The organism is Dactylosporangium sp. NPDC005572 (genome assembly GCF_040605515.1).
In the GTDB taxonomy this organism is placed as follows: domain Bacteria; phylum Actinomycetota; class Actinomycetes; order Mycobacteriales; family Micromonosporaceae; genus Dactylosporangium.
Genome location: NZ_JBEXCY010000020.1, coordinates 1 through 22,910, shown reverse-complemented (window position 1 = coordinate 22,910; position 22,910 = coordinate 1). Strand labels below are relative to the sequence as shown.

Below are 22,910 nucleotides of genomic sequence, written 5' to 3'. Positions count from 1 at the left end.
TCCCCCTTCCCCCCCTTAAAACCCCCTGGAGGACCGATGTCCGCTACGGCGCCCCCGCGACCTAGCGTGGTATCACAGGCATTAGCCCGCGACCGGCTGGGCGTGCCGTCCGTCATCATGTTCGCCCTCACCGCAGCCGCACCGCTCATGGTGGTCGGCGCGCTGGTCTCGAGCGCCTGGGCCTGGGTCGGCACGACCGGCTTCCCCCTCGCGTTCGTGATCATCGCGGTCGTGCTGGCCGTGTTCAGCTTCGGCTACGTCGCGATGTCGCGGCACATCACCAACGCCGGCGCCTTCTACAGCTACATCTCGCAGGGCCTCGGCCGGCCGCTCGGCGTGGCCGGCGCGCTGGTCGCGCTGCTCGCCTACAACCTGCTGCAGATCGGCCTCTACGGCGCGTTCGGCTTCTTCGGCTCGCTGATCCTGGCCGACAAGGCCGACGTCAAGGTCGAATGGTGGATCCTCGCCCTCGGCCTGTGGCTGGTCGTGGCCATCCTCGGCCTGCTGCGCGTCGACGTCAACAGCAAGGTCCTGATGGTCCTGCTGGGCGCCGAGCTGATCGCGGTGACGATCTTCGACGTGATCTTCTTCAGCAACCCCGACGGCGGCTCGGTGAGCCTCCAGCCGTGGAGCTGGGGTGGGCTGCAGGACGCGGCCGGCCCGGCCTTCGCCGTGGCGGTGACCGCCTTCGTCGGCTTCGAGGCCGCGCCGGTGTTCGCCGAGGAGGCGCGCAGCAAGAACCGCACCGTCGCCGCCGCCACGTTCCTCGGCCTCGGCGTGATGGTGCTGTCCTACGCGGTCACCAGCTGGGCCGCCGCGGCCAGCATCGGCGTGGACAAGACCGTGGGCCTGGCCCAGGAGATGGCCGCCGACGGCGGTCCCTTCTTCCCGACCCTGGCCGAGAAGGGCGGCACCTGGGCCGCCGACGTCGGGCTCATCCTGCTCACCACGAGCGTCGCGGCCGCGGCCCTGAGCTACCACAACACGACCGCGCGCTACGCGTTCGCGCTCGGCCGCGAGCGGGTGCTCCCGTCGTTCTTCGGCCGCACCCGGGCCCGCTCGGGCGCCCCGGCCTCCGGGTCGCTGTTCCAGACCGTCATCGCCCTGGTCGTGCTCGTGCTCTTCGCGGTGCAGGGCTGGGACCCGATGCTCAACCTGTTCTTCTGGCTGGGCACCTCGGGTGGCGTGGGCGTGCTGTTCCTGGTCTTCGCCACGTCCCTGTCGGTGATCTTCTACTTCGCCAAGGATGCCCGCGGCGAGGGTGCGTGGTCGCGGCTCATCGCGCCGATCATCTCGACGATTGCCCTGGGGTACATCATCTGGCTGGTCGTCGACAACTTCGGTGGCCTGCTCGGCTTCGCCCCCGGCCAGGAGAACGCCGCTGTCTGGGCCTTCCCGGCGGCCTACGGCGCGGTCGCGGTCATCGGCCTGATCTGGGCGCTCATCCTGCGCGGGATCAGCCGGTCGGACTACGAGTCGATCGGTCTGGGCGCGCGCGCGAACGCCGCCCGTCTCGACGCCGAGCTGGCGGAAACCCGCTCCTGACGTCGCACAAGAGGGAAGACACACAGTGAGGGAGGCAGGCGGTGGCCTGCCTCCCTCACTGCTGTTTCATTCAGGCGACGTCACGACAAGCTCACCGTGCTCAGTCGCGCTCTGTTGCACCGCTTACCTAGCGGGTGTTACCCGTAGGTGAGCGCCGGCGTGGGCTCCACTCGGTCGGCGGCCCGACGCAGCGTGCGAGCCGCGAGGCCGCGCACCTTCGTCATGGCGACCGACTCGCGCCGACGGTCGTCGACGACGGGGGCGTTGGGGAGAGCCGAGTGCGCCTCCAGGCGGACGGCCTCCAGGGACATGATCAGTGCGACGGGGGTCATGACTGCTCCTTGGTTGGGTTGGGCCCGGTGGTCGCCCTGACCACCAGGGAGACGGGCAGCGTCAGGCGCCGGCCCGCCGGGTCTTCGGGCGGGTCGAGCAGGAGCTCGCCCGCGAGCCGCCCGCGCTCGACGCTGGGCTGGCGGATGGTGGTGAGGCCGTGCACCTCGGCGTCCGGAATGTCGTCGAACCCGGTCACCGAGACGTCCCGTCCCGGGGCCAGCCCCCGGACGCCCAGCGCGTCGAGCACGCCGAGCGCGAGGACGTCGGAGGTGCAGAGGATCGCGGTCGCCCGGTCGTGCCGGTCGAGCGCGTGGGCCGCGGCCGCGGAGCCCTGCTCACGGTGGTTGGCCGCCGCGTTGATCAGCCGCACCCGCTCCCACGGCAGGCCCGCCGCGGTGAACGCGTCGCGGAAGCCGCGGACCCGCTCGCCGGTCACGTAGTAGCGCAGGTCGTCGGGGTCGGCGCTGACCTCACCGGTCACACCGCCGTCGACGATCCAGTGCGCCACGACCGCGATGTCGCGGTGGCCGAGGCTGACGATGTGCTCGCCCAGCCGGCGGGCCGCCGCGCGCTCGTCGATGCCGACGTAGCTCGCGTCGGGCCCGAAGGCGTTCGGGTCCTCGCCGATCACGATCGGCACGCCCCGCTGGCGGATGAGGTCCAGCGCGCCGTGCCAGTCGGGCACGCAGTACAGGCAGAACGCGTCGACCGCGGCGTTGCTCACCACGCGCCGGCCGGCCTCGTCGTCGGTCGGCAGGTTGATGAGCAGCAGCGACGTCTCCCGCGCGGAGGCCGCCTCGGCCAGGCCCTGCAGGTAGGCGACCGCATAGGGGTCGGTGAACGCCATCGACAGGTTGTCGGTCAGCAGCACACCGATCGCGTTGACCTTGCCGCGGCGCAGCGAGCGGGCCGTCGGGTTGGGCCCCGAGTAGCCCAGGCGCTCCGCCGTGGCGAGGATCCGGGCCCGCAGGTCGGGCGAGAGCTGATCCGGCCGGCTGTATGCGTTGGAGACGGTGCTCCGCGACACGCCGAGCTCGTCGGCGATCGTCTGCAGTGTTGCCGCCATGATCGTCCCTCCCTTCTGCATCGATCCAGAAATCCCTCTTGACCGATACAGTACGTCGGGCGCGCAGCACCTGCCAGGGTTTTGTCGCTTCTCGTCATGTGTGCCGAGACACGTGCCCTGACCTGCGCTTTTAATGATCACGCAATAGCACGCCACCAGGGTTCAACTGCTGGCAACACGTCGATGTCGACCCGGTCACCCGGCCGCGGCACAACGAGCGTGATGTCGCGGGCCTGGGCCTCGTCGAGCAGCCGCTCGACCGGCTCCGACCACGCGTGCAGGGCCAGGTTGAACGTGCACCAGTGCAGCGGGATGAGCACGCGGGCCTGGACGTCGAGGTGCGCGCTCGCGCCGTCCTCGGGCTTCATGTGGATGTCCGGCCAGGCGTCGCCGTACGCACCGACCTGGATCAGCGAGGCGTCGAACGGGCCGTGCTGCTCGCCGATCTCCTTGTAGCCGTCGAAGTACCCCGAGTCGCCGGTGTAGAAGACGCTCCGCTGCGCGCCCTTGACCACCCAGGACGCCCACAGCGTGCCGTCGCGCGTGAACTTGCGGCCGGAGAAGTGCCGGGCCGCGGTCGCGATGAGCCGCACACCCTTGATCGCCACGTCCTCGTCCCAGTCGAGCTCGATGAGCCGCTCGGCCGGCACGCCCCAGCGCTCCAGGTGCGCGCCGACGCCCAGCGGCACCAGGAACGGCGCCTGCTGGCTGCGCGTCAGCTGCCGGATGCTGGCCAGGTCGAGGTGGTCGTAGTGGTCGTGCGAGATCACGACGGCGTCGATGCGGGGCAGCTCGTCGATCTTCAGCGGCACCGGGTGCATGCGCTTCGGCCCGAAGAAGCTCGTCGGCGAGCAGCGGTCGCTCCACACCGGGTCGAACAGCACCCGCACGCCCTCGATCTCGATCAGCGCGGTGGAGTGGCCGAGCCAGGTCACGTGCAGGCCGTCCTCCTCGAGCCGGCCGCCGAGCTCGGGCCGAACGACCGGGATCGTGCCCGCGGGACGCCGGGGCTCCTTGCCGGTCAGCAGCTCGACGAGCGCCTTGCGCATCGCGTTGGGCGGCAGGACTTCGGCCGGGACGGTGTTGTTGAACTTGCCGTCGCCGAACTGCGGCGACCGCCGCATCCGCTCGGCCCGTGCCCCGGACGGCACGGCCCCCAGCTGCGCCGGCAGGTCACGCAGCGCCCACGCGACACCACCCGCCGCGGCGGCTACAGCCGCCAGCGCGAGCACTCGGGTCGTCTTCCCCATCGCTTCAGTCGCCTCCAGTCCTCGTGAGCTTCGGCACCAAGCGTTCCACCGGCTTTTCGCCGCTGCTTCGGTACCGCATGTGTCGTGCCCCTCATCAGGGAAAACGCCCGCCGGCCCGGCTCAACTAGTGAGAACCGGCAGGTGGACGTCGTCTCTGCGGCTCTGTTGCTCGGCAACCTTGTATGGAAGGCTGCCCGCGAACTCCCTCTTCACGCGTCGGTCACGTTCCCCCGGAGGCCCGTCGTGGTCTGGTTCACCAACCAGTCACTCTTGCTCATCGCGCTGGCGTTTCTGCTCGGCTTGCTGGTCGGCTACCTGTGGTGGGGCCTGCGGCTCCGCCGGGTGCGCTCGACCGAATCCTCTCTCGACGCCGCTCCCCTCGCGGCCACCGCTCCCGCGGCTGCTGTCGCCGCCGCGGAGCCCCTTGCCACGACGCCTACCGCGTCCGACCCTACGCCGACCGAGCCCGAGCCGACCCCGGAGCCGACTCCCGAGCCGACCCCGGAGCCGGTCGTTGCCACCACCGCCGCCGAGCCGCTGCCTGCGGCCGACGCTGCGGCGACCGGGACGAGCACCGACGCCCCGTCCCAGCCGGTGACTGCCGAGCCCTCCGTTGCCGAGGCCGAGCCCGCCGAGGTCGAGCCTGCCGAGGTCGAGCCCGAGCCGGTCGCGGCTTCTGCGGCTTCGACCGACGCCGACGAGCCGATCGCGGCCTTCGCGGCCGAGCCGGTGACCACGGACACCGTTGTGGACGATGCGCTGGTGGCCGAGGTCGAGTCGGCCTTCGCGGCGGACGCGCCGGCGGCCCAGGACGAACTGGAGCGGATCGAGGGCATCGGCCCGAAGATCGCGGCGGCGCTGCGGGCGGCGGGCATCACGACGTACGCCGCGCTGGCCGACGCCGACCGTTCCACAGTGGAGGACGCCCTGGCCGACGCCAACCTCCGGTTCGCCCCGAGCCTGGGCACCTGGGCTCGCCAGGCCCGGCTGCTGGCGGACGGCGATGAGGCGGGCTTCAAGGAGCTCACCGACCGCCTGATCGCCGGCCGCGAGGTGACCGACAAGCCGTCCCCGAACGGCGCCGAGCCGCAGGACCTCGACACGGACCCGGACGAGGCGCCGGCGACCGAGGTCGAGGTCGAGGCAGTGGTTGCGGCAGTGGTCGATGACGAGCCCGCGACGGCCGTCGATGCCCCCACCGAGGCGACCGTCGATGACGAGCCGGCGGCGCCGGCCGATGTCGAAGCAGCGAGCGCCGTCGACGCCCCGGCCGAGCCGCCGGTCGATGACGAGCGGGTCGCGACCGTCGATGACGAGCCGGCCGCCGACGAGGCGCCGGTCGCCGTTGTCGTGCCGGCCCAGAAGAGCGGCGACGAGCTGCCCATCGACGATCTCAAGCGGATCGAAGGGATCGGGCCGAAGATGTCCGCGGCGCTCGTCGCCGCCGGCATCCGGACGTTCGCGCAGCTGGCAGCCTCCGACGTGGACACCCTGCGGACCGCGATCGAGTCGGCCGGCCTGCGGTTCGCGCCCTCCATCGTCACCTGGGCGCGGCAGGCGCAACTGCTCGCCGACGGCGACGAGGAGGGCTTCGCCGACCTCACGCGGCGGCTCGTCGCCGGGCGTGACACCGGGCGGAGCTGATGGCGACCACCACCAAGGCCGTGCGCTGGGAAGTCCGGCGGCGGCATCCGCTCATCCCGATCGGGGCGGCGATCGTCGGGCTGGCCGCGCTGGTGTACGGGTTCGAGGTACCGCACCGGCACCGCATCGAGGACAACCTCACCGACCGGACCAAGGTCGCGCTGGCCGACGCCGGTATCGACGCCGACGTCAAGTTCGCCGGGCGGGACGGTTCGGTCACCGTCGAGTCGCAGGACCAGGTCGACCAGGCCCGGTCGATCACGCTCGGGCTCGACGGGGTCCGCGTCGTGAAGGTCGACGCGCCGCCCAAGGTCGAGGTGCCGCCGCAGCCCGTGTCGGTCAAGCTGCTGGTCGACGCGGGCAAGGTGGTCCTCACCGGGACCGTGCCGGACGAGACCGCACGCACGGCGCTGGCCGACGCGACCAAGGCGGCCTTCGGGGCGGAGAACGTCCAGGACCAGGTGACCGTCGACGCGAAGCGGACGGCCGGCTCGGCCAATCTGGCCGCGCTCGGCGGGGTCGTCGCGGCGCTCGGCAAGGACACCAAGGTCGGCGTGGTCGACCTGACGGACGGGACGGTCACGCTCACGGGCACCGTCGCCTCGCAGGAGATCAAGGACAAGGCCGAGGTGGCCGCGAAGGCGGTGGCGTCGACCGTGCGCAACCAGCTGGTGGTCGGGGCCACGGTCGCGCCCGAGCAGGTGCAGACCCAGCTCGGGGCGCTGCCGACGGTCGAGTTCGAGAACAACAGCGCCACGCTCACCGCGCAGGGCCAGGCCGTGGTGGCGAACGTGGCCTCGATCCTCAAGGCCAACCCGACCGTGCGCGTGAGCATCGAGGGGCACACCGACAGCCGGGGTACCCCGGAGCGCAACCAGGCCCTCAGTGAGGCCCGGGCGAAGACGGTGCTCGACACGCTGATCGCGCTGGGGATCGCGCCCGAGCGGCTGACGTCGCGGGGCTTCGGCGAGAGCCAGCCCAAGGTGCCCGGCACCGACGACGCGTCGAACGCGATCAACCGCCGCGTGGAGTTCATCGTCCAGAAGTGAGCAGCCAAGGAAAGGGCGCCCCTGAGGCAGGGGCGCCCTTTTTGTTGCTCGAGAAGCTGTTCGAGAACTAGTGGTGGACGGGGTAGAGCGGCTCGCGGAGCAGGCTGCTGTCCGTACTGAAGGACTTGGCCTGCGCCGACGCCGCCGTCGGGTCGGGCTGCGGGAGGGCGTCGCACGTCTTGTCGGCGCGGTCGCCCCGCTTGCGGTCGGGGAGCTTGCCGGTGGCCAGGTACTCGGCGATGGTGTCGTCGATACACGCGTTGCCGTTGAGCGAGTTCGCGTGCGTGGTCTGGCCCACCTCGGCCAGGAGGGCGCCGTGCGGGAAGCGGCGGCGGGCCTCCAGGCTGCCCTCGAACGGCGTGGCCGCGTCGAGGGTGGTGCCGACGAACAGGACGCTCTTGACCTTCGAGCCGTCGACCTTGACCGGCTTCGACGCCTTGGCCGGCCAGAACAGGCACGGCGCGTTGTACCAGGCGTTGTCCCAGGTCATGTACGGGGCCTTCAGGAAGGTGCGCCAGTTGTCGCGCTCCCACTGGTTCCAGCTCTGCGGCCACTGCACGTCGGTGCACTGGACCGCGTTGTAGACCGCGAAGCCGTTGTCGTCGCCCGGGCCGATGTAGCCCTCGTACGCGGCGACGATGATGTCCGTGTCGCGGTTGTTGGCCCAGCCGGCGAAGGCGTCCGCCAGCTCGAGCCAGGTCGACTGGTAGTAGCCCGAGTAGAGGAAGATGTCCGTCCACTCGTCCGGGCCGACCACGCCGCCCGCCGGCTTGGCGCGCAGCTTCTCCTTCTCGGCGTACCAGCGGGCCGAGACCTGCTGGGCCGTCTTGCCGAGGTGGTAGACGCTATCGTACTTGGCCAGCCAGCCGAACCAGATGTTGATGTTGCGCTCGAAGTTCACGTCCTGGTCGAGGTTGGCCTGGTACCACACCTTGCGCACGTCGACGTTGCCGTCGAGCACCATGCGGCGGACCTTCTCCGGGTGCAGCGTGCCGTAGACCTGGCCGAGGTACGTGCCGTAGGAGAAGCCGTAGAAGTTGATCTGCTTGGCGCCGAGCGCCTTGCGGATCGACTCCATGTCGTTGACCGAGTCGACGGTGGTCATGTGCTTGAGCAGGTCACCGCCGGCCCGGCCGCAGTCCTTGGCGTAGCCCTTCGAGAGGCTCAGCCAGGTGGACTCGATGTTCTGGTTCCACGGGATGTACTCGGGGCGCGGCCCGTTGAAGTAGTCCGGGTCGCAGGACAGCGCCGGCACACTGGAGCCGACGCCACGGGGGTCGAAGCCGATCCAGTCGTAGGCCAGGCCCGCGTCGTTGGGGACGAACTCGCCGAGCACCGACAGGGTCAGGCCGGAGCCGCCGGGGCCGCCCGGGTTGACGAGCATGACGCCCTGGTAGTCCTTGGCGGCGACCTTCGCCTTGATGCGCGAGACGGCGATCTGGATCTTCTTGCCGTTGGGCTTGCTGTAGTCGAGCGGAACGCTCAGCAGGCCGCACTCGGCGCCGCGGCGCTGCAGGCCGGGGCTCTCACACTGTCCCCACGGGATGGTGGCGGCACCCGCTTCCGCTGAAGCCGGCGCGGCGAGTGCGCTCGAAGCCGGCGCCACGGCCAGCGCCACCGCCGTGGCGGTGAAGAGGACGAGCCCCTTCACGGTTGGTCTGTTCACACAGCCCTCCATATTTGCCGAGGGGTTACCTGGTCATGCCGATCGTTTCGGCCGCCCGTGACGCGCGGAAGCCCGTACACCCTTTCCCTGACCCGAGAAAAACCCGTGTTGGCGAGGGATTTGTGTCCGGTACAACGTGAGGATGCTGCGGAAGTACCCCCGGACGCCCCATCTGCAGGGCTCCCGCCTCCAGCCGGGCGACCACGACCTGGCGCAGGTGCCGTTCGCCGAGCTCGCGGGGCAGCACCTGGTCGTCGAGGAGAAGCTCGACGGTGCGAATGCCGCGATCAGCTTCGACGCCTCGGGAGAGCTGCTGCTGCAGTCGCGGGGGCATTACCTGACCGGCGGGCCGCGGGAGAAGCAGTTCGCGCTGTTCAAGGCGTGGGCCGCCGGGATTCGCTACGAGCTGTTCCCGGTGCTGCGGGATCGGTTCATCCTGTACGGCGAGTGGCTGTACGCGAAGCACACCTGCTTCTACGACGCGTTGCCGCAGTACTTCTGCGAGTTCGACGTATTTGACCGTTCACATGAGTCGTTCTTGTCCACCTCGCGACGACGGGAGCTGCTGGACGGGCTGCCCGTCGCCTCCGTGCCGGTGCTGCACGAAGGGACGGTGGCCGATCTCGCGGCATTGCAGAAGTTCGTCGGCCCCTCGCTGTGCCGGACTCCCGCGTGGCGGGACGCGTTGATGGAGGCCGCCGGCCCGAACGTTGCGGATGTTCTCCGCGAGACGGACATGTCCGACGAGATGGAGGGGCTCTACGTCAAGGTCGAGTCCCCGGGCGAGGTCCTCGGGCGGTACAAGTGGGTCCGTCCGAGCTTCCACACCGCGATCCTCGACTCCGGCAGCCACTGGCAGGACCGGCCGATCGTCCCCAACCGGATCCGCCGGTGAACGCCGTCGCGACCGCGCTGACGCTGCTCGACGACCCCAGCCCGCGGCGCACGATGTGGGAGCGCGGCGCGCCGGTCGCCGAGCGCGAGCACGTCGCCGCGCTGCTGCACCACCGCTGGCTGCCCGGCGAGGCGTTCGCGGTCCGCGACCTCGACCGCCTCGTGTTCCGGGTCAGCCTGGTCGCCCGCAACGACGATCTCGCGCGGCTGGCCACCGCGACCGGCACCGACGCGACGCTGTTCACGGAGTACGCGGCCGAGCTGGGGTGCCTGGACCGCCCGCGGGCGTTCCCGTCGGACCACGCGCGGTTCATGTACTTCAGGACGCCCGGCCGCGACCCTTCCTACGCCGCGTTCGACGACACTCGATTCACGGTGATCGTCATGTCTGGATTGCCGGGTGCCGGCAAGGACCACTGGATCGCCACGCACCACCCCGGCCTGCCCGTGGTCAGCCTCGACGCGCTGCGCGAGGAGCTCGGCGTCGCCCCGACCGGCGACCAGGGACCGGTCATCGCCGCCGCGAACGCGCGGGCCAAGGAGCTGCTGCGGGCCGGCGCGCCGTTCGTGTGGAACGCGACGAACGTGTCGCGGCAGATCCGCTCCCGGTGCGTCGGGATGATCGGCGACTACGGCGCGCGGGTGGAGATCGTCGCCATGGAGGCGCCGCCGGAGCTGCTCCGGCGGCGCAACCGGGCCCGGCCGTCACCGGTGCCCGACGGCGTGATCAACCGGCTGGCCGGGCGGTGGGAGCCGCCCGACCTGACCGAGGCTCACTCCGTGTCGTTCGTCGACAACTCCTGACCCTCCGGTGCGGGCGGTTCGGCGGGCCTGAGCTTCTGCCAGAGGAGGAAGAGCAGGCCGAGGGCCAGCATGCCGAGGCCGATCCACAGGTTGATGCGCACGCCGGCGGCCTTGTCGATCTCCTCCTGCGAGTCGAAGATGCCGACGATGGTGACGATGACGCCGTAGACCGTGAAGAGCCCACCGATGACCCGGCGGACGTCGAACAGCCGTGCGGCGTGGGCCGTGTCCATCTTGTCGCTCACGATCGCTCCTTACAGGAACGGCAGGTAGAAGGCGAAGGCCAGGACCAGGGCGACGACGCCGAGCAGGACCGGCGAGCGGTACCAGGCGGTGTCGCCGGCGATCGCGTCGGAGGTCAGGTCGTGCCGGCCGATGCCGTACACGAGGCCGTCGAGCTCCTCGTCCGTCTTGCGGGTCGTCACCAGCGTGACCAGCACGGAGACGATCGCGACCGTCACGAACGCGATGCCCGCGCCCCAGAACGACTCGTCGAGGTCCGAGCCGAACGTGAACCAGCCGAACCACTTGTAGCCCGCGTACACGACGAACGCGGCGAGCGTGCCCGCGAGCAGCCCCCAGAAGCCGGCCCAGGCGGTCATCCGCTTCCAGAACATGCCGATGATGAACGTCGCGAACAGCGGGGCGTTGAACAGGGAGAACAGCGCCTGGATGTAGTCCATGATGTTGCTGTAGCCGGCCGCGATGAACGCGGTGCCGATGCCGATGATCACGCCGACGACCGTGATGATCCGGCCGACGCCGAGGTAGTGCTCGTCCGGCGCGTCCCTCTTCACGTACTCCTGCCAGATGTCGTACGTGAACACCGTGTTGAAGCCGGACACGTTGGCGGCCATGCCCGCCATGAACGAGGCCAGCAGGCCGGTGACGGCGATGCCGAGCACGCCATTGGGCAGGAAGTCGCGCATGAGCAGCGGGATGGCGTTGTTGTACTGCAGGTCGCCCGTTGCGGCACCGAGCCCCTTGACGGTCACCAGCGCGACCAGGCCGGGGATCACGGTGACGAAGGGGATCACGAGCTTGGGGTAGGCGGCGATGATCGGCGTGCGCCGCGCGGCGCTCATGTTCCGGGCCGACAGGGCGCGCTGCACCTCGGCGAAGTTCGTCGTCCAGTAACCGAAGGACAGCACGAAGCCGAGGCCGAAGACGATGCCGAACCAGGACGCGCCCAGCGGGTTGTCCGAGCCGCCGGTGTTCGACCAGGTGTGCAGCCCGGCGTCGCCGAGCGTCGTCTGCCGTACCGCGTCGAAGAGCCCGTCGATCCCGCCCACCTTGACCAGGCCGATGATCGCGACCGGCAACAGCCCGGCGATGATCACGAAGAACTGGAGCACCTCGTTGTAGATCGCGCTGGAGAGGCCGCCGAGCGTGATGTACACGAGCACGATCGCGGCGCCGACGACGATCGCGGTCCACAGCGGCCAGCCGAGCAGGGCCTGCATGATGAGCGCGAGCGCGTACAGGTTGACACCCGCGATGAGCACCTGCGCAAGCGCGAAGGACAGCGCGTTGAGCAGGTGGGCGGGGCGGTTGAAGCGCCGGCGCATGTACTCCGGGACGCTGCGCACCTTCGACCCGTAGTAGAAGGGCATCATCACGATGCCGAGGAACACCATCGCCGGGACGGCGCCGACCCAGTAGTAGTGCAGGGTCATCAGGCCGTACTTGGCGCCGTTGGCCGCCATGCCGAGGATCTCCAGCGCGCCCAGGTTGGCGGAGATGAAGGCGAGGCCGGTCACCCAGGCCGGCAGCGACCGGCCGGAGAGGAAGAAGTCGACGCTGTTGTGGATCGAGCGGCGGGCGGCGAGGCCCACCCCGAGGACCGTGATGAAGTAGAGCGACAGCAGGACGTAGTCGAGCGCGTTCATCTGGAGGCGGAGACCGTCGGCGAGAGTCTGCACCCGTTCCTCCCCTCGGCCGTGAACGAGTGAGCGTCCACCCACCTACCCGCGGCCTGCCGCGGACCACCTCCCCACCTCCAGAGCGCGGCCCAGCGCGTCCTCGACCTGGTCGAGCGGCTGGACGCTACCGGCGCTCGCTGACCGACTTGCAGGCCACGCAGAGCGTCACCGCGGGGAACGCGGCGAGCCGGGCGACGGGGATCTCCTGCGAGCAGGTCTCGCAGGTGCCGTAGTGGCCGGACGCGAGCCGGTCCAGCGCGCGCTCGACCTGGTCCAGGCGCTCGCGGATGGACAGCGCGAGGGCGAACTCCTGCTCCCGGTTGAACGCCTTGGTGCCGAGGTCGGCGACGTCGTCCCCGGCGTCGACCACACCCGCGAGCGTCATCTCGGCGACGGCCTCGGCATACTCGGTTTCGAGCTCCTGCCGGCGGGCCGTCAGCGCCTCGTGCAGGTCCTGCGTCCGGTCGTCGGCGGACCCCTGGGCGCTGGTGGCGAGGACGGTCTCAGGGTGGACGAGCATGTGGGCCCCCGGCTTGGTTGCGGTACGGAAAAAGATTGGCTTCCGGAGTGCCCCCGCTGGCAGCGCCGCAAACCTGTTCCAACGCGCTTCGTCGGGGCACCATGAAAGACATGGATGCGGACCGCGTGGAGGTGGACGTCCCCCAGGGGCACGCCCGCCAGGCCCGCCGGGTCATCACCCAGGCCCTGGACGCGTGGGGGCTCACCCACATCACCCGCGGCGCGGTGCTGGTGGGCCACGAACTCGTGGCCAACGCGCTCCGGCACGGGATGCCCCCGGCGATCCTGCGCCTGTTCCGCCGGGACGACGTGCTGGTCATCGAGGTCGGCGACCACAGCGAGCGGGTCCCGGAGATCGCCGAGATCGACAACTCGACCAGCATCTCCGGCCGCGGCCTGCGCATCGTGACCAAGCTCACACGGGCCTGGGGCGTGCGCCGGCACGCCGGCGGCAAGGTCGTCTGGGCCGAGATCGCGCTCTGAGCGGCGGCCCGCCGGCGGACGCTCGGCTACCAGCCGGACTTGCGGGCCCGCGCCTCGTACAACAGGACCGAGGCGGAGACCGACACGTTCAGGGAGTCGCCCGAGCCGAGCATGGGCACGGCGACGCACTGGAAGCCGCGGCCGTACCAGGGCTTGGCGATGCCGTAGCGCTCACTGCCGACCACAAGCGCGGTCCGCCCGGAGAAGTCCGCCTTGCGGTAGTTGATGGCGTTGTCGGTGTCGGCCAGCAGGACCGTGAAGCGGTGCCGCTCCAGCCAGGCCATCGCGTCGGAGACCTCCGCGAACTCCAGCGTCGGGACCGTCAGGATCGTGCCCTGGCTGGCCCGGATCACCTTCGGGTGGGTCAGGCGGGTCTTGCGGTTCGTGAGCAGGAGCGCGTCGGCGGCGCAGGCGTCCAGGGAGCGGATCAACGTGCCGAGGTTGCCCGGGATCTCCACCCCGTCGGCCACCAGGACCAGGGCCTGGCGGCCAAAGCGGAGATCCTCCGGCGCCCACTGCGGCAGCGCGGCCAGGGAGAGCAGACCATCCGGTTTGTCCCGCTCCGAGATCTTCTCCAGCGTGCGCAGCGAGACGCGGTACGCGCGCTCGGCCCGCGAGGCGATCTCCTCGGCGCGGCGGTGGGCCTCGTCCGCGTAGATCGCCTCCGGGCACCAGAAGAACGTGTCGATCGGCGCGTTGTGCTCCAGCAACATGTTGTGCGCCCACAGGCCCTCGGCCACGAACAGCTTGTACCGATTCGGCGCGGTGTTGTTCTGGATGTGCTGCACCTGCCGAACCGCGGGGTGCTGGACCCCGATGGCCTGGAGTTCCATCACAATGTGACGGTAACCGACAGCTCAGCCGCCTCGGTGACGGACCAGTCCTGGACGTTGCCGGCCGCCGCCAGGTCGCCCCGCACGGCCGACAGCACGGCGGACGGGCCGGCGACCGCGAGCAGCGACACCGGCGCCCGCATCGACTGCTGCGCGGCCGACTTCGCCCGCCGCACCGCGCCGAGCACGTCGCTGGCCAGGGCGAGCGGGGCGGCGTCGAACGCGAAGACGTCGGAGGGCCAGGGCGCGCGGTGCACCGAGCCGGTCTGCCACCACGACCACACCTCCTCGGTCACGTACGGCAGGAACGGCGCGAACAGCCGCAGCAGCGTCGACAGCGCCACGGTCAGCGCGGCCCGGGCCGACACCACCTCCGCGGACTCGGCCTCGCCGTAGGCGCGGGCCTTCACCAGCTCCAGGTAGTCGTCGCAGAAGGACCAGAAGAACTGCTCGGTGCGCTCCAGCGCCCGCGCGTAGTCGTAGGCGTCGAAGGCCGCGGTCGCCTCGGTGACCACGGTGGACAGCGCGCCGAGCAGGGCCCGGTCGACCGGGGCGGTCACCAGCGCCGGGTCCGGCGAGCCGCCGAACGACAGCACGAACCGGCTCGCGTTGAGCAGCTTGGTGGCCAGGCGCCGGCCCACCCGGATCTGGTTGGTGTCGAACGCCGTGTCCACGCCGGGCCGGGCGTTGGCCGCCCAGTACCGCACCGCGTCGGCGCCGAACTGGTCGAGCAGATCCTCGGGGGAGTCCTTGGCGTTGTCCTTCGACTTGGACAGCTTCTTCCGGTCGGGGTCCATGATCCAGCCGGCGATGGTGGCGTGCTTCCACGGCAGCAGGTCGTGCTCGGTGTGGGCGCGCAGCACCGTGGTGAACAGCCAGGTGCGGATGATCTCGTGGGCCTGCGGGCGCAGGTCCATCGGGAACACCCGGCCGAACAGGTCGGGGTCGTCGAGCCAGCGGCCGATGATCTGCGGCGTCAGCGAGGAGGTCGCCCAGGTGTCCATCACGTCCGGGTCGCCCACGAAGCCGCCCGGCCGGCCGCGGTCGATCTCCTCGAACCCGGGCGGGGTGTCGCTGCTCGGGTCCATCGGGAGGCGCTCCGGCACGATCGGGTCGTCGTGGATCGGCTTGGCGTCGGCGTCCAGGCGGTACCACAGAGGAATCGGCACGCCGAAGAACCGCTGGCGGCTGATCACCCAGTCGCCGGTGAGGCCCTCGACCCAGTGCTCATACCGGGTGCGCATGTGCTCCGGCGTCCAGGTCAGCTCGCGGCCGCGGGCCAGCAGGGCGGCGCGCAGCTCCGGCGACCGCCCGCCGTTGCGGATGTACCACTGCCGGGTGCCCACGATCTCGAGCGGCTTGTCGCCCTTCTCGTAGAACTTCACGGCGTGCGTGATCGGCCGCGGCTCCCCGTCGAGCTCGCCCGACGCCCGCAGCAGCGCGACCACCTTCTCCCGCGCCTGGTGCACGGTCAGGCCGGCCAGCGGCGCGAAGTCGTCCTCGGCCACGCCGGGCGGCGCCTGCAGGGTCAGCCGGCCGTTGCGCTCGATCACCGTGCGGGCCGGCAGGTCGAGCTCGCGCCACCAGGTCACGTCGGTCAGGTCGCCGAACGTGCACACCATCACCAGGCCGGTGCCCTTCTCCGGGTCGGCCAGGTGGTGGGCCAGCACCGGCACCTCCACGTTGAACAGTGGCGTGCGGACGGTCGAGCCGAAGTGCGGCTGGAACCGCTCGTCGCCGGGGTGGGCCACCAGCGCCACGCAGGCCGGCAGCAGCTCGGGCCGGGTGGTGTCGACGAGGAACTCGCCGAACTTCAGCCGGTGATAGGCGCCCGGCCGCTCCCGGTCCTCCAGTTCGGCCTGCGCGACCGCGGTGCCGAACGTCACGTCCCACAGCGTCGGGCCGTCCACCGCGTAGGCCTCGCCGCGGGCCAGCGCGTTGAGGAAGCCGCGCTGGGCGGCGGCCCGCGCCCGGTCGCCGATCGTGGTGTAGAGCTGGGTCCAGTCCACCGACAGGCCCACCCGCCGCCAGAGCGCCTCGTAGGCGCGCTCGTCGTGCTCGGTCTGGCGGTGGCAGAGTTCCACGAAGTTGCGCCGGCTCACCTTCACCGGCGTCTTGCCGGGCTTGGCCGGCGGCGCGAACTCCGGGTCGTAGGGCAGCGTCGGGTCGCACTGCACGCCGTAGTTCAGCTGCACGCGGCGCTCGGTCGGCAGGCCGTTGTCGTCCCACCCGATCGGATAGAACACCTCTTTGCCGCGCATCCGCTGGTATCGCGCGATGAGGTCGGTCTGCGTGTACGAGAACACGTGTCCGATGTGGAGCGCGCCGGACACCGTCGGCGGCGGGGTGTCGATGGAGAACACGTCGGCGCGCTCAGCCGTGCGGTCGAAGCGGAAGATGCCCTCGTCGTCCCATACCCGGCCCCACCGCTCCTCGAGGCCGTCGAGGCTGGGGCGGTCCGGGATACGCGTCGAATCGGGCATGTGCCCCATGCTAGAGCGGTGACGACTGGCAGACCTCTCAATAAGCGCGTGGCCGCCGGCCTGGTGTTCCTCACGAGCGGCGCGGTTCTCGTGCTCGAGATCGCCGGATTGCGCCTGGTCGGGCCGTATGTCGGCGTGACCCTGGAGACGAGCACCGCCATCATCGGCGTGGCGCTCGGCGCGATCGCCTACGGCGCGTGGACCGGCGGCTGGCTGGCCGACCGCGACCTGGACCCGGCGAAGCTGCTCTCGCCCCTGCTGCTGCTCGGCGCGGCGACGACGGCCGCGACCCTGCCGATCGTCCGCGTCGCGGGTGAGTGGCTGCGCGGTACCGACCCCGGCAGCGTGATGCTGCTGGCGATGCTGACCCTGTTCGTGCCGGCGGCGCTGCTGTCGGCCGTGACCCCGCTGGTCGTGAAGCTCCAGCTCGGCGACCTCGGGCACACCGGGCGCGTGGTCGGGAAGCTGTCCAGCGTCGGCACCCTCGGCGGGATCACCGCCACGTTCGGGACGGGGTTCGTGTTGGTGGCGGCGGTGCCGACCGGCGGCATCCTCTATGGGCTGGCGGGGATCCTGGCCGTGACGGGCTTCCTGTTCACGGGGTACTGGCGGAAGCGCACGCCGGTGACCGTGGCGCTCGCCGTCGTGGCCTGCGGTGTGCCCGCCGCCCTCGTCGCGCCGAACCCGTGCGAGGTGGAGACGGCGTACCACTGCGCCACCGTCACGGCCGACCCGGCCCGCCCGTCGGGGCGCACCCTGCTGCTCAACGGCGCTCAGCACTCCTATGTGGACCTGGACGATCCGCGGTACCTCGAGTTCGCCTACACCCGCTGGATCGCGTCCTATGTGGATGCCCTGCCGGCCGGGCGGCTCGACGCGCTGCACCTCGGCGGGGGCGGGTTCACGATGCCCGGCTACCTCGCCGCGACCCGACCCGGCACCGACAGCCTGGTGCTGGAGCTCGACGCGAAGCTGGTCGAGCTGGACCGGCGCCGCCTCGGCCTGCGGACCGGGCCGTCGCTGCGGGTCGTGACCGGGGACGCCCGGGCGAACCTGTCGTTCGTCGAGAGCTCGTCGCGGGACCTGGTGATCGGCGACGCGTTCGGGCACCTGGCGGTGCCGTGGCACCTGACCACGCGGGAGCTGGTCGAGGATGTCCGGCGGGTGCTGCGGCCGGGCGGCGTCTACGCGCTGAACGTCATCGACGGCACCGCGCGCCGGTTCGTCCGGGCCGAGCTGGCCACGATCGCCGCGGTGTTTCCGCACGTGGCCCTGGTCGCACCGCCTTCAGCCGTCGCCGGCCGGGTGGGCAGCAACTTCGTCATCCTGGCCTCGACCTCGCCACTGCTGGCGTTCTCGCCGCCGGACGACGCGTCGGTGCTCGACGGCTCGCCGCTGCGGGACTTCGTCGGCTCGGCCGAGGTGCTGACCGACGACCACGCGCCGGTCGACCAGCTGCTCACCTTCTCGTAGGCAATCCCTGTGGTCTCCGGCCCGTCAGCCGTTCGACGTGGTCGGTGACGGCGGCCAGCTCGCCGGCGGCGATCGCCGTGTACGACGTGACCCAGCCCTCGACCTCGAACGGGGCGCCCTTTCGCCACGCATACGCTTCTTCGACCGTCTCCGGGTGGTAGCGCAGGCCGAACGCCTCGGCCGCCTCGTGGAGGGTGAACGCCTCGGGGCCGGTGAGGCTGTACGTCATGTGGTCGTGCTCGCCGCGCAGGACGCTCGCGACGGACTCCGCCACGTCCTCGCAGCTCACGGCGGCCACCCGCCCGTCACCGGCCGGGCCGCGGATCAGGCCGTCGGCGCCGGCGAACCTCGGGATCATCTCCAGGTACAGGTTGTCGCGCAGGAAGGTCCAGCGCAGGCCGGAGCGCTTGATGTACTCCTCGGTGTGCCAGTGGTCGCGGCCGAACGTGAACGTGCAGTCCGCCGCGGCGCCGTAGAACGAGAGGTACACGATCCGCTCGACGCCGGCCCGGACCGCGGCGTCGACCGCGCTCCAGTGCTCCGCGACCCGGTCCTTCGACTCGCGGCCGGAGACGAGGAAGAGCGTCGTGACCCCTTCCAGGGCTTTCGTCATGGCGTCGGTGTCCCGATACTCGGCGTCCCGGCGAGTCAGTCCTCTGGCTCCGGGGAGCCTTTCGAGGACTTTGCCGCCGACTGAGCCGTTCGCCCCGGTCACCGCGATCATTTGCTCATCGTATTACGGGCGTCGTACATTGGGATATGCCCTACCGCTGGTGGCCGGCAACCCTGGCGGCACTCATCGGGATCGAGCCGTGGGAGGCGCTCCAGGCGCTGAACGCGGATCTCCGCCTCCCGAGATCGGGTGTCGCGCTCGGCCTCCCGGTCCTCAGCGTGTGGGCCCGCACGGAGGCCGGACGACCCCTGATCGTCGTCCTGCGGCACGAGGGCGGCCTGGACTGGCTCATCGTCGGAGCACTCGACATGACCCCGGACCAGCTCGCCGAGTTCGAGGGGTGGGAGGCATCATGCAGGACCGACGACTGACCGAGGACCAGCTCGACGCGCTCGCCGGGGCGGTGGCGGCGGGCCGGATCGCCTACACCGACACCCCCGCCCAGCTGCCTCCGAAGCCCGACGGAGAGACCATGGCGGTCTACTCGGTCCGGTTACCGGCGACGCTGGCCGAGCAGCTGGCCGCGGTGGCGGCGCGGCGCGGCCTGAAGCCGTCGACGCTGATGCGCCAGATGGTCGAGCAGTGCCTGGCCACGGAGGCGGACGACCGCCCGATCTCGCTGGCGGACGCGCTGCGCGCCCTGACGACGCTCCGCAAGGCCGCCTAGCTCGTCGTTTCGAGCTTCGCCGGCTCAGGCTTCGTATACAGGATCTCGCGGGCCTGCTCCGCGGCGCGGGCGATGCTCTCGCCGACGAAGTCCATGAAGCGGGCGATGCCCTCGAGGCGGACGCCGGCCGGGGTGCCGGCGCCGAGGATGTCCACGCCCTGCCGCGCCGTCTCGGCAAGCTGCGCGTTCGAGCGGGCGGCGGCGATCATCGACTGATACCAGACGCCGTCGTCGACGCGGTAGCGCTCGCGGCGGCGCTCGTCGCGCTCCCGCTGGATGAGGCCCTGGGTCTCCAGGAACGCCATGGCCTTGGACACGGACGCCGGGCTGACCTGGAGGCGCTCGACGAGCTCGGCCGCGGTGAGGCTGCCCGCGTCGGTGGTGAAGAGGCAGGTCAGCGCCCGGGACATCATCTTGGGCAGGCCCTGCTGCATGAGGAGGGTGGTGAACACCTCCTCGTACTCGCGGACGGCCGCGGCGTCACGCCCGTTGGCCTGCGGCGCCTGCTGCACGCCCCGGGGCGCGGCCGGGCGGCGCCGGTGGGCGCGGTGCTCGGTGGCGCGGTGGGCCAACTCGGCCCGATAGCCGGTGGGGCCCCCGTTGCGCATCACCTCACGCGTGATCGTGGAGGTCGGGCGGTCGAGACGCCTGGCGATCTCCGCATAGGCCAGGCCGTCGGACAGCCCCAGCGCGATCTGCTGGCGCTCCTGCTGGGTGAGCCTGCCTCCCGGCATCGCGATCTCCCTCCCTCTTCGGTGTCCCCAGCATAGCGTTCACTTCTCATCCAATGCAACGCACCTTCGCCGACTCGTTGCGTTAAATTCTGATCCGTTGCAACGAAATATTGGCTTTCACCTCGTACTTCTGTGTTCGGGTGCAACAGCTTCCTTGCCTACTTTGCGAACGCAACGTAGCGTTTCCCACATCGGAAACGACGAACGCCAGGAGGCGAGCACCATGCAGCAGTACGACACCCCCAGCCCGATCGCCGCGATCCTCGACATCCCCGCGGGGCGCGTCCACCTCGTCGCGGCCGACCGGGCCGACACCACGGTCGAGGTCCGGCCCGCGGACGCCGCAAGGAGCCGCGATGTGAAGGCGGCCGAGCAGACCAGGGTCGAGTACGTCGACGGCGTCCTGCGGGTCGAGGGCTCGGCGAAGCACCAGATCCTCGGCCCCTCCGGATCCGTCGAGGTGACCGTCCAGCTGCCCACCGGCTCCCGGGTCGAGGCGAGGGCGGCCAGCGCCGAGTTCCGGGCGGTCGGGCGCTTCGGCGACGTGGCCTTCGACGGCGCCCACGGCGCGATCAAGCTCGACGAGGCCGCGAGCGTGCGCCTCACCGCCCTCGCCGGCGACGTCGAGGTCGGCCGGATCGACGGCCCAGCGGAGATCAGCACCGAGAAGGGCGACATCCGGGTCGCCGAGGCCGTGCGCGGCACGGTCGTCCTGCGCACCCAGGCCGGCGACGTGTCGGTCGGCGTCGCCCACGGGGTCTCCGCCGCACTGGACGCCGGCACCGGCCACGGCCGGATCCACAACTCGCTCAAAAACACCGACGGCGCCGCCGACCTGACCATCCACGCGACCACCGGCTACGGCGACATCGCCGCCCGCAGTCTCTGACCCGCTGCTCCCGGAGGAGGAAACACCCCCATGACCAACCTGGCCATCGCGGCGAACGGGCTGCGCAAGTCCTACGGCGACAAGGTCGTGCTCGACGGCGTCGACCTGGCCGTGCCCGAAGGAACGATCTTCTCCCTGCTCGGCCCGAACGGCGCCGGCAAGACCACCGCCGTCCAGATCCTGTCCACGCTGATCCCGGCCGACGGCGGCACCGTGCGGGTCGCCGGCCATGACCTGGCCCGCAGCCCGGACGACGTGCGCGGCGCGATCGGCGTCACCGGCCAGTACTCGGCCGTCGACAAGCTGCTCACCGGCGAGGAGAACCTGCTCCTCATGGCCGACCTCAAGCACCTGTCCCGCCGGGACGGCAGGCGCAAGGCGGCCGAGCTGCTCGACCGCTTCGACCTGGTCGAGGCGGCGCGCAAACCGGCCGGCACCTACTCCGGCGGCATGCAGCGGCGGCTCGACCTGGCGATGACCCTGGTCGGCGACCCGCGCCTGATCTTCCTGGACGAGCCCACCACCGGGCTCGACCCGCGCAGCCGGCGCTCCATGTGGCAGATCGTGCGCGAGCTCGTCGCGAGCGGCGTCACGATCTTCCTGACCACCCAGTACCTGGAGGAGGCGGACGAGCTCGCCGACCGCATCGTCCTGCTCGACCACGGGCGGCTGATCGCCGAGGGCACCGCCGAGGAGCTCAAGCGGCGCATCCCCGGCGGCCACATCCGGCTCACCTTCGCCGACAACGACCGGCTCGACGCCGCCCGCCGGCTCCTCGGCGCCGGGATCGCCGACCAAGAGGCGCTCACGCTCCAGGTGCCGGGCGACGGCGGCGTACACGCGATCCGCGAGCTGCTCACCCTCCTCGACGAACGCTCGATCGACATCGACGACCTGAGCGTCCACACCCCCGACCTCGACGACGTGTTCCTCACCCTCACCGGCCAGCAGAAGGAGACCATCCGATGAGCACCCTCGCCCTCGCCGCCCGCGACTCGTCCACCATGGTCCGGCGCCAGCTCAAGCGCCTGATCCGCTACCCGTCCATGACCGTCCAGCTGGTCATCACGCCGGTCATCATCCTGCTGCTGTTCGTCTACGTCCTCGGCGGCACGCTCGGCCAGGGCCTCGGCGGCGGCCGCGACATCTACGTCAACTACGTCGTCCCCGGCATCCTGCTCATGACGGCGGCCACGGCCGCGACCGGCACCGCCGTCATGGTCGCCTCCGACATGACCGAAGGCATCGTCGCCCGCTTCCGCACCATGCGGATAGCCCGCGCCTCGGTCCTCACCGGCCACGTCGTCGGCAGCGTCATCCAACAGCTGCTCGGCATGGCCGTCCTGATCGGCATCGCCCTGGCGATCGGCTTCCGCCCGAACGCCACGGTCGTCGAGTGGCTGGCGGCCGCCGGGATGCTGACCCTGTTCGCCGTGGCGATCACCTGGCTGGCGGTCGCCCTGGGCCTGAAGTCCCCGACTCCCGAGGCGGCCAGCAACGCCCCGATGCCGCTGATCCTGCTGCCCTTCCTAGGCAGCGGCTTCGTCCCGACCGACTCCATGCCGACCGCCCTGCGCTGGTTCGCCGAGTACCAGCCCTTCACCCCGATCATGGAAACCCTCCGCGGCCTGCTCCTAGGCACGGAGATCGGCAACAGCGCGGCCATCGCGCTGGCCTGGTGCGCCGGCCTCGCGGTCGTCTCGTACCTCTGGGCCAAGAAGACCTACAACAAGGCCTGACCAGACACCCCCCACTCAGGGCCGTCGGACCCCCCGGTCCGGCGGCCCTGATCCGTAGAGTCCACCCGGTGGACCGGAGTCAGCGTGCCCAGTTTGGCCTTCGGCGCCACTGCAGGCTGACGGTCACTATGTGCGCCCTTCGGTCCTGCTTGCCCGGATCCCAGGTGGCGTCCAGTCCCTGGTCACGCAGCGCCTGGACGATCTCGGCTCCCAGCGCCCGTTGGTCCCCCCGCCGGCTCGCGTA

The 22,910-nt window shown here is 70.9% G+C and carries 23 protein-coding genes; 12 read left to right on the top strand and 11 right to left on the bottom strand.

The annotated features are described in order from the left end of the window. The first annotated feature begins 102 nt into the window (after nucleotides 1-102). Nucleotides 103-1,545 (top strand): APC family permease, encoded by a 1,443-nt coding sequence (locus ABZS66_RS13140; RefSeq protein WP_354757336.1) that lies wholly within the window; start codon nucleotides 103-105, stop codon nucleotides 1,543-1,545. A gap of 137 nt (nucleotides 1,546-1,682) precedes the next feature. Here ABZS66_RS13140 and ABZS66_RS13135 read toward each other — a convergent pair whose 3' ends face one another. The 3 genes from ABZS66_RS13135 to ABZS66_RS13125 form a co-directional block, all read right to left on the bottom strand. Then, nucleotides 1,683-1,877, bottom strand: a complete 195-nt coding sequence (locus tag ABZS66_RS13135; RefSeq protein ID WP_190248577.1) for a hypothetical protein — start codon at nucleotides 1,875-1,877, stop codon at nucleotides 1,683-1,685. Next, nucleotides 1,874-2,944, bottom strand: coding sequence for a LacI family DNA-binding transcriptional regulator (locus ABZS66_RS13130; protein ID WP_354757335.1), 1,071 nt, complete (start codon nucleotides 2,942-2,944; stop codon nucleotides 1,874-1,876). Before ABZS66_RS13130 ends, ABZS66_RS13135 begins: the two co-directional genes overlap by 4 nt. Before the next feature lie 137 nt (nucleotides 2,945-3,081). Further along, nucleotides 3,082-4,194, bottom strand: coding sequence for an MBL fold metallo-hydrolase (locus ABZS66_RS13125; protein ID WP_354757334.1), 1,113 nt, complete (start codon nucleotides 4,192-4,194; stop codon nucleotides 3,082-3,084). A gap of 243 nt (nucleotides 4,195-4,437) precedes the next feature. Here ABZS66_RS13125 and ABZS66_RS13120 point away from each other — a divergent pair, with 243 nt between their 5' ends. After that, a complete protein-coding gene (locus ABZS66_RS13120; RefSeq protein WP_354757333.1) occupies nucleotides 4,438-5,838 on the top strand; it encodes a helix-hairpin-helix domain-containing protein in 1,401 nt (466 codons plus the stop codon). After that, on the top strand, nucleotides 5,838-6,887 hold the full coding sequence (locus ABZS66_RS13115; RefSeq protein WP_354757332.1) for an OmpA family protein: 1,050 nt from the start codon (nucleotides 5,838-5,840) through the stop codon (nucleotides 6,885-6,887). The genes ABZS66_RS13120 and ABZS66_RS13115 overlap by 1 nt, the downstream gene beginning before the upstream one ends. Before the next feature lie 67 nt (nucleotides 6,888-6,954). Here ABZS66_RS13115 and ABZS66_RS13110 read toward each other — a convergent pair whose 3' ends face one another. Then, a complete protein-coding gene (locus ABZS66_RS13110; protein WP_354757331.1) occupies nucleotides 6,955-8,553 on the bottom strand; it encodes an alpha/beta hydrolase in 1,599 nt (532 codons plus the stop codon). Nucleotides 8,554-8,695: 142 nt separating this feature from the next. On the opposite strand from ABZS66_RS13110, the gene ABZS66_RS13105 reads away from it, so the two are divergent. Both ABZS66_RS13105 and ABZS66_RS13100 read left to right on the top strand, forming a co-directional pair. After that, nucleotides 8,696-9,448, top strand: coding sequence for an RNA ligase family protein (locus ABZS66_RS13105; RefSeq protein WP_354757330.1), 753 nt, complete (start codon nucleotides 8,696-8,698; stop codon nucleotides 9,446-9,448). Then, complete coding sequence (locus ABZS66_RS13100) at nucleotides 9,445-10,251, top strand: ATP-binding protein (protein WP_354757329.1); 807 nt, start codon at nucleotides 9,445-9,447, stop codon at nucleotides 10,249-10,251. The genes ABZS66_RS13105 and ABZS66_RS13100 overlap by 4 nt, the downstream gene beginning before the upstream one ends. Here ABZS66_RS13100 and ABZS66_RS13095 read toward each other — a convergent pair. The 3 genes from ABZS66_RS13095 to ABZS66_RS13085 all read right to left on the bottom strand — a co-directional run bounded on the left by ABZS66_RS13095 (nucleotide 10,221) and on the right by ABZS66_RS13085 (nucleotide 12,693). After that, the gene (locus ABZS66_RS13095; protein WP_354757408.1) at nucleotides 10,221-10,484 is read right to left on the bottom strand and encodes a hypothetical protein; all 264 of its coding nucleotides are present in this window, start codon (nucleotides 10,482-10,484) and stop codon (nucleotides 10,221-10,223) included. The genes ABZS66_RS13100 and ABZS66_RS13095 overlap by 31 nt on opposite strands. 21 nt (nucleotides 10,485-10,505) lie before the next feature. Beyond that, on the bottom strand, nucleotides 10,506-12,140 hold the full coding sequence (locus tag ABZS66_RS13090; RefSeq protein WP_354757407.1) for a sodium:solute symporter family protein: 1,635 nt from the start codon (nucleotides 12,138-12,140) through the stop codon (nucleotides 10,506-10,508). Nucleotides 12,141-12,297: 157 nt separating this feature from the next. Then, nucleotides 12,298-12,693, bottom strand: coding sequence for a TraR/DksA family transcriptional regulator (locus ABZS66_RS13085; RefSeq protein WP_354757328.1), 396 nt, complete (start codon nucleotides 12,691-12,693; stop codon nucleotides 12,298-12,300). 110 nt (nucleotides 12,694-12,803) lie between these two features. On the opposite strand from ABZS66_RS13085, the gene ABZS66_RS13080 reads away from it, so the two are divergent. Beyond that, nucleotides 12,804-13,175 carry an ATP-binding protein gene (locus ABZS66_RS13080; RefSeq protein WP_354757327.1) on the top strand — a complete coding sequence of 124 codons (372 nt, stop codon included), beginning with the start codon at nucleotides 12,804-12,806 and terminating at the stop codon, nucleotides 13,173-13,175. Between the two features lie 26 nt (nucleotides 13,176-13,201). Here ABZS66_RS13080 and ABZS66_RS13075 read toward each other — a convergent pair whose 3' ends face one another. Both ABZS66_RS13075 and valS read right to left on the bottom strand, forming a co-directional pair. Further along, nucleotides 13,202-14,008 carry a TrmH family RNA methyltransferase gene (locus tag ABZS66_RS13075; RefSeq protein ID WP_354757406.1) on the bottom strand — a complete coding sequence of 269 codons (807 nt, stop codon included), beginning with the start codon at nucleotides 14,006-14,008 and terminating at the stop codon, nucleotides 13,202-13,204. Continuing rightward, complete coding sequence (gene valS, locus ABZS66_RS13070) at nucleotides 14,008-16,491, bottom strand: valine--tRNA ligase (RefSeq protein ID WP_354757326.1); 2,484 nt, start codon at nucleotides 16,489-16,491, stop codon at nucleotides 14,008-14,010. The genes ABZS66_RS13075 and valS overlap by 1 nt, the downstream gene beginning before the upstream one ends. On the opposite strand from valS, the gene ABZS66_RS13065 reads away from it, so the two are divergent. After that, complete coding sequence (locus tag ABZS66_RS13065) at nucleotides 16,483-17,964, top strand: fused MFS/spermidine synthase (protein ID WP_354757405.1); 1,482 nt, start codon at nucleotides 16,483-16,485, stop codon at nucleotides 17,962-17,964. The genes valS and ABZS66_RS13065 overlap by 9 nt on opposite strands. Here ABZS66_RS13065 and ABZS66_RS13060 read toward each other — a convergent pair. Next, entirely contained in the window at nucleotides 17,951-18,688 is a 738-nt protein-coding gene (locus ABZS66_RS13060; RefSeq protein WP_354757325.1) for an NAD(P)H-binding protein, read from the bottom strand. The genes ABZS66_RS13065 and ABZS66_RS13060 overlap by 14 nt on opposite strands. A gap of 35 nt (nucleotides 18,689-18,723) precedes the next feature. Here ABZS66_RS13060 and ABZS66_RS13055 point away from each other — a divergent pair, with 35 nt between their 5' ends. Together ABZS66_RS13055 and ABZS66_RS13050 are read left to right on the top strand one after the other, a co-directional pair. Beyond that, nucleotides 18,724-19,008 carry a hypothetical protein gene (locus tag ABZS66_RS13055; RefSeq protein ID WP_238014149.1) on the top strand — a complete coding sequence of 95 codons (285 nt, stop codon included), beginning with the start codon at nucleotides 18,724-18,726 and terminating at the stop codon, nucleotides 19,006-19,008. Beyond that, a complete protein-coding gene (locus ABZS66_RS13050) occupies nucleotides 18,990-19,304 on the top strand; it encodes a hypothetical protein (protein ID WP_354757324.1) in 315 nt (104 codons plus the stop codon). Before ABZS66_RS13055 ends, ABZS66_RS13050 begins: the two co-directional genes overlap by 19 nt. Here the strand turns inward: ABZS66_RS13050 and ABZS66_RS13045 are convergent. Next, the gene (locus tag ABZS66_RS13045) at nucleotides 19,301-20,038 is read right to left on the bottom strand and encodes a helix-turn-helix domain-containing protein (protein WP_354757323.1); all 738 of its coding nucleotides are present in this window, start codon (nucleotides 20,036-20,038) and stop codon (nucleotides 19,301-19,303) included. The two genes, ABZS66_RS13050 and ABZS66_RS13045, sit on opposite strands and share 4 nt — an antisense overlap. Nucleotides 20,039-20,261: 223 nt before the next feature. On the opposite strand from ABZS66_RS13045, the gene ABZS66_RS13040 reads away from it, so the two are divergent. The 3 genes from ABZS66_RS13040 to ABZS66_RS13030 are packed head-to-tail and all read left to right on the top strand — an operon-like array spanning nucleotide 20,262 to nucleotide 22,666. Further along, nucleotides 20,262-20,927 (top strand): DUF4097 family beta strand repeat-containing protein, encoded by a 666-nt coding sequence (locus tag ABZS66_RS13040; RefSeq protein ID WP_354757322.1) that lies wholly within the window; start codon nucleotides 20,262-20,264, stop codon nucleotides 20,925-20,927. A 30-nt stretch (nucleotides 20,928-20,957) separates the two neighbouring features. After that, nucleotides 20,958-21,896, top strand: coding sequence for an ATP-binding cassette domain-containing protein (locus ABZS66_RS13035; RefSeq protein WP_354757321.1), 939 nt, complete (start codon nucleotides 20,958-20,960; stop codon nucleotides 21,894-21,896). Next, nucleotides 21,893-22,666, top strand: coding sequence for an ABC transporter permease (locus ABZS66_RS13030; protein ID WP_354757320.1), 774 nt, complete (start codon nucleotides 21,893-21,895; stop codon nucleotides 22,664-22,666). Before ABZS66_RS13035 ends, ABZS66_RS13030 begins: the two co-directional genes overlap by 4 nt. The last annotated feature ends 244 nt before the right edge of the window (nucleotides 22,667-22,910 follow it).

Bases quoted from the DNA above. Each gene is read 5' to 3' on its own strand.
- ABZS66_RS13135 (WP_190248577.1), bottom strand. From the start codon at position 1,877: ATGACCCCCGTCGCACTGATCATGTCCCTGGAGGCCGTCCGCCTGGAG.
- ABZS66_RS13130 (WP_354757335.1), bottom strand. From the start codon at position 2,944: ATGGCGGCAACACTGCAGACGATCGCCGACGAGCTCGGCGTGTCGCGG.
- ABZS66_RS13125 (WP_354757334.1), bottom strand. From the start codon at position 4,194: ATGGGGAAGACGACCCGAGTGCTCGCGCTGGCGGCTGTAGCCGCCGCG.
- ABZS66_RS13115 (WP_354757332.1), top strand. From the start codon at position 5,838: ATGGCGACCACCACCAAGGCCGTGCGCTGGGAAGTCCGGCGGCGGCAT.
- ABZS66_RS13105 (WP_354757330.1), top strand. From the start codon at position 8,696: ATGCTGCGGAAGTACCCCCGGACGCCCCATCTGCAGGGCTCCCGCCTC.
- ABZS66_RS13095 (WP_354757408.1), bottom strand. From the start codon at position 10,484: ATGGACACGGCCCACGCCGCACGGCTGTTCGACGTCCGCCGGGTCATC.
- ABZS66_RS13090 (WP_354757407.1), bottom strand. From the start codon at position 12,140: ATGAACGCGCTCGACTACGTCCTGCTGTCGCTCTACTTCATCACGGTC.
- ABZS66_RS13085 (WP_354757328.1), bottom strand. From the start codon at position 12,693: ATGCTCGTCCACCCTGAGACCGTCCTCGCCACCAGCGCCCAGGGGTCC.
- ABZS66_RS13080 (WP_354757327.1), top strand. From the start codon at position 12,804: ATGGATGCGGACCGCGTGGAGGTGGACGTCCCCCAGGGGCACGCCCGC.
- ABZS66_RS13075 (WP_354757406.1), bottom strand. From the start codon at position 14,008: ATGGAACTCCAGGCCATCGGGGTCCAGCACCCCGCGGTTCGGCAGGTG.
- valS (WP_354757326.1), bottom strand. From the start codon at position 16,491: ATGCCCGATTCGACGCGTATCCCGGACCGCCCCAGCCTCGACGGCCTC.
- ABZS66_RS13060 (WP_354757325.1), bottom strand. From the start codon at position 18,688: ATGATCGCGGTGACCGGGGCGAACGGCTCAGTCGGCGGCAAAGTCCTC.
- ABZS66_RS13055 (WP_238014149.1), top strand. From the start codon at position 18,724: ATGCCCTACCGCTGGTGGCCGGCAACCCTGGCGGCACTCATCGGGATC.
- ABZS66_RS13050 (WP_354757324.1), top strand. From the start codon at position 18,990: ATGCAGGACCGACGACTGACCGAGGACCAGCTCGACGCGCTCGCCGGG.
- ABZS66_RS13045 (WP_354757323.1), bottom strand. From the start codon at position 20,038: ATGCCGGGAGGCAGGCTCACCCAGCAGGAGCGCCAGCAGATCGCGCTG.
- ABZS66_RS13040 (WP_354757322.1), top strand. From the start codon at position 20,262: ATGCAGCAGTACGACACCCCCAGCCCGATCGCCGCGATCCTCGACATC.
- ABZS66_RS13035 (WP_354757321.1), top strand. From the start codon at position 20,958: ATGACCAACCTGGCCATCGCGGCGAACGGGCTGCGCAAGTCCTACGGC.
- ABZS66_RS13030 (WP_354757320.1), top strand. From the start codon at position 21,893: ATGAGCACCCTCGCCCTCGCCGCCCGCGACTCGTCCACCATGGTCCGG.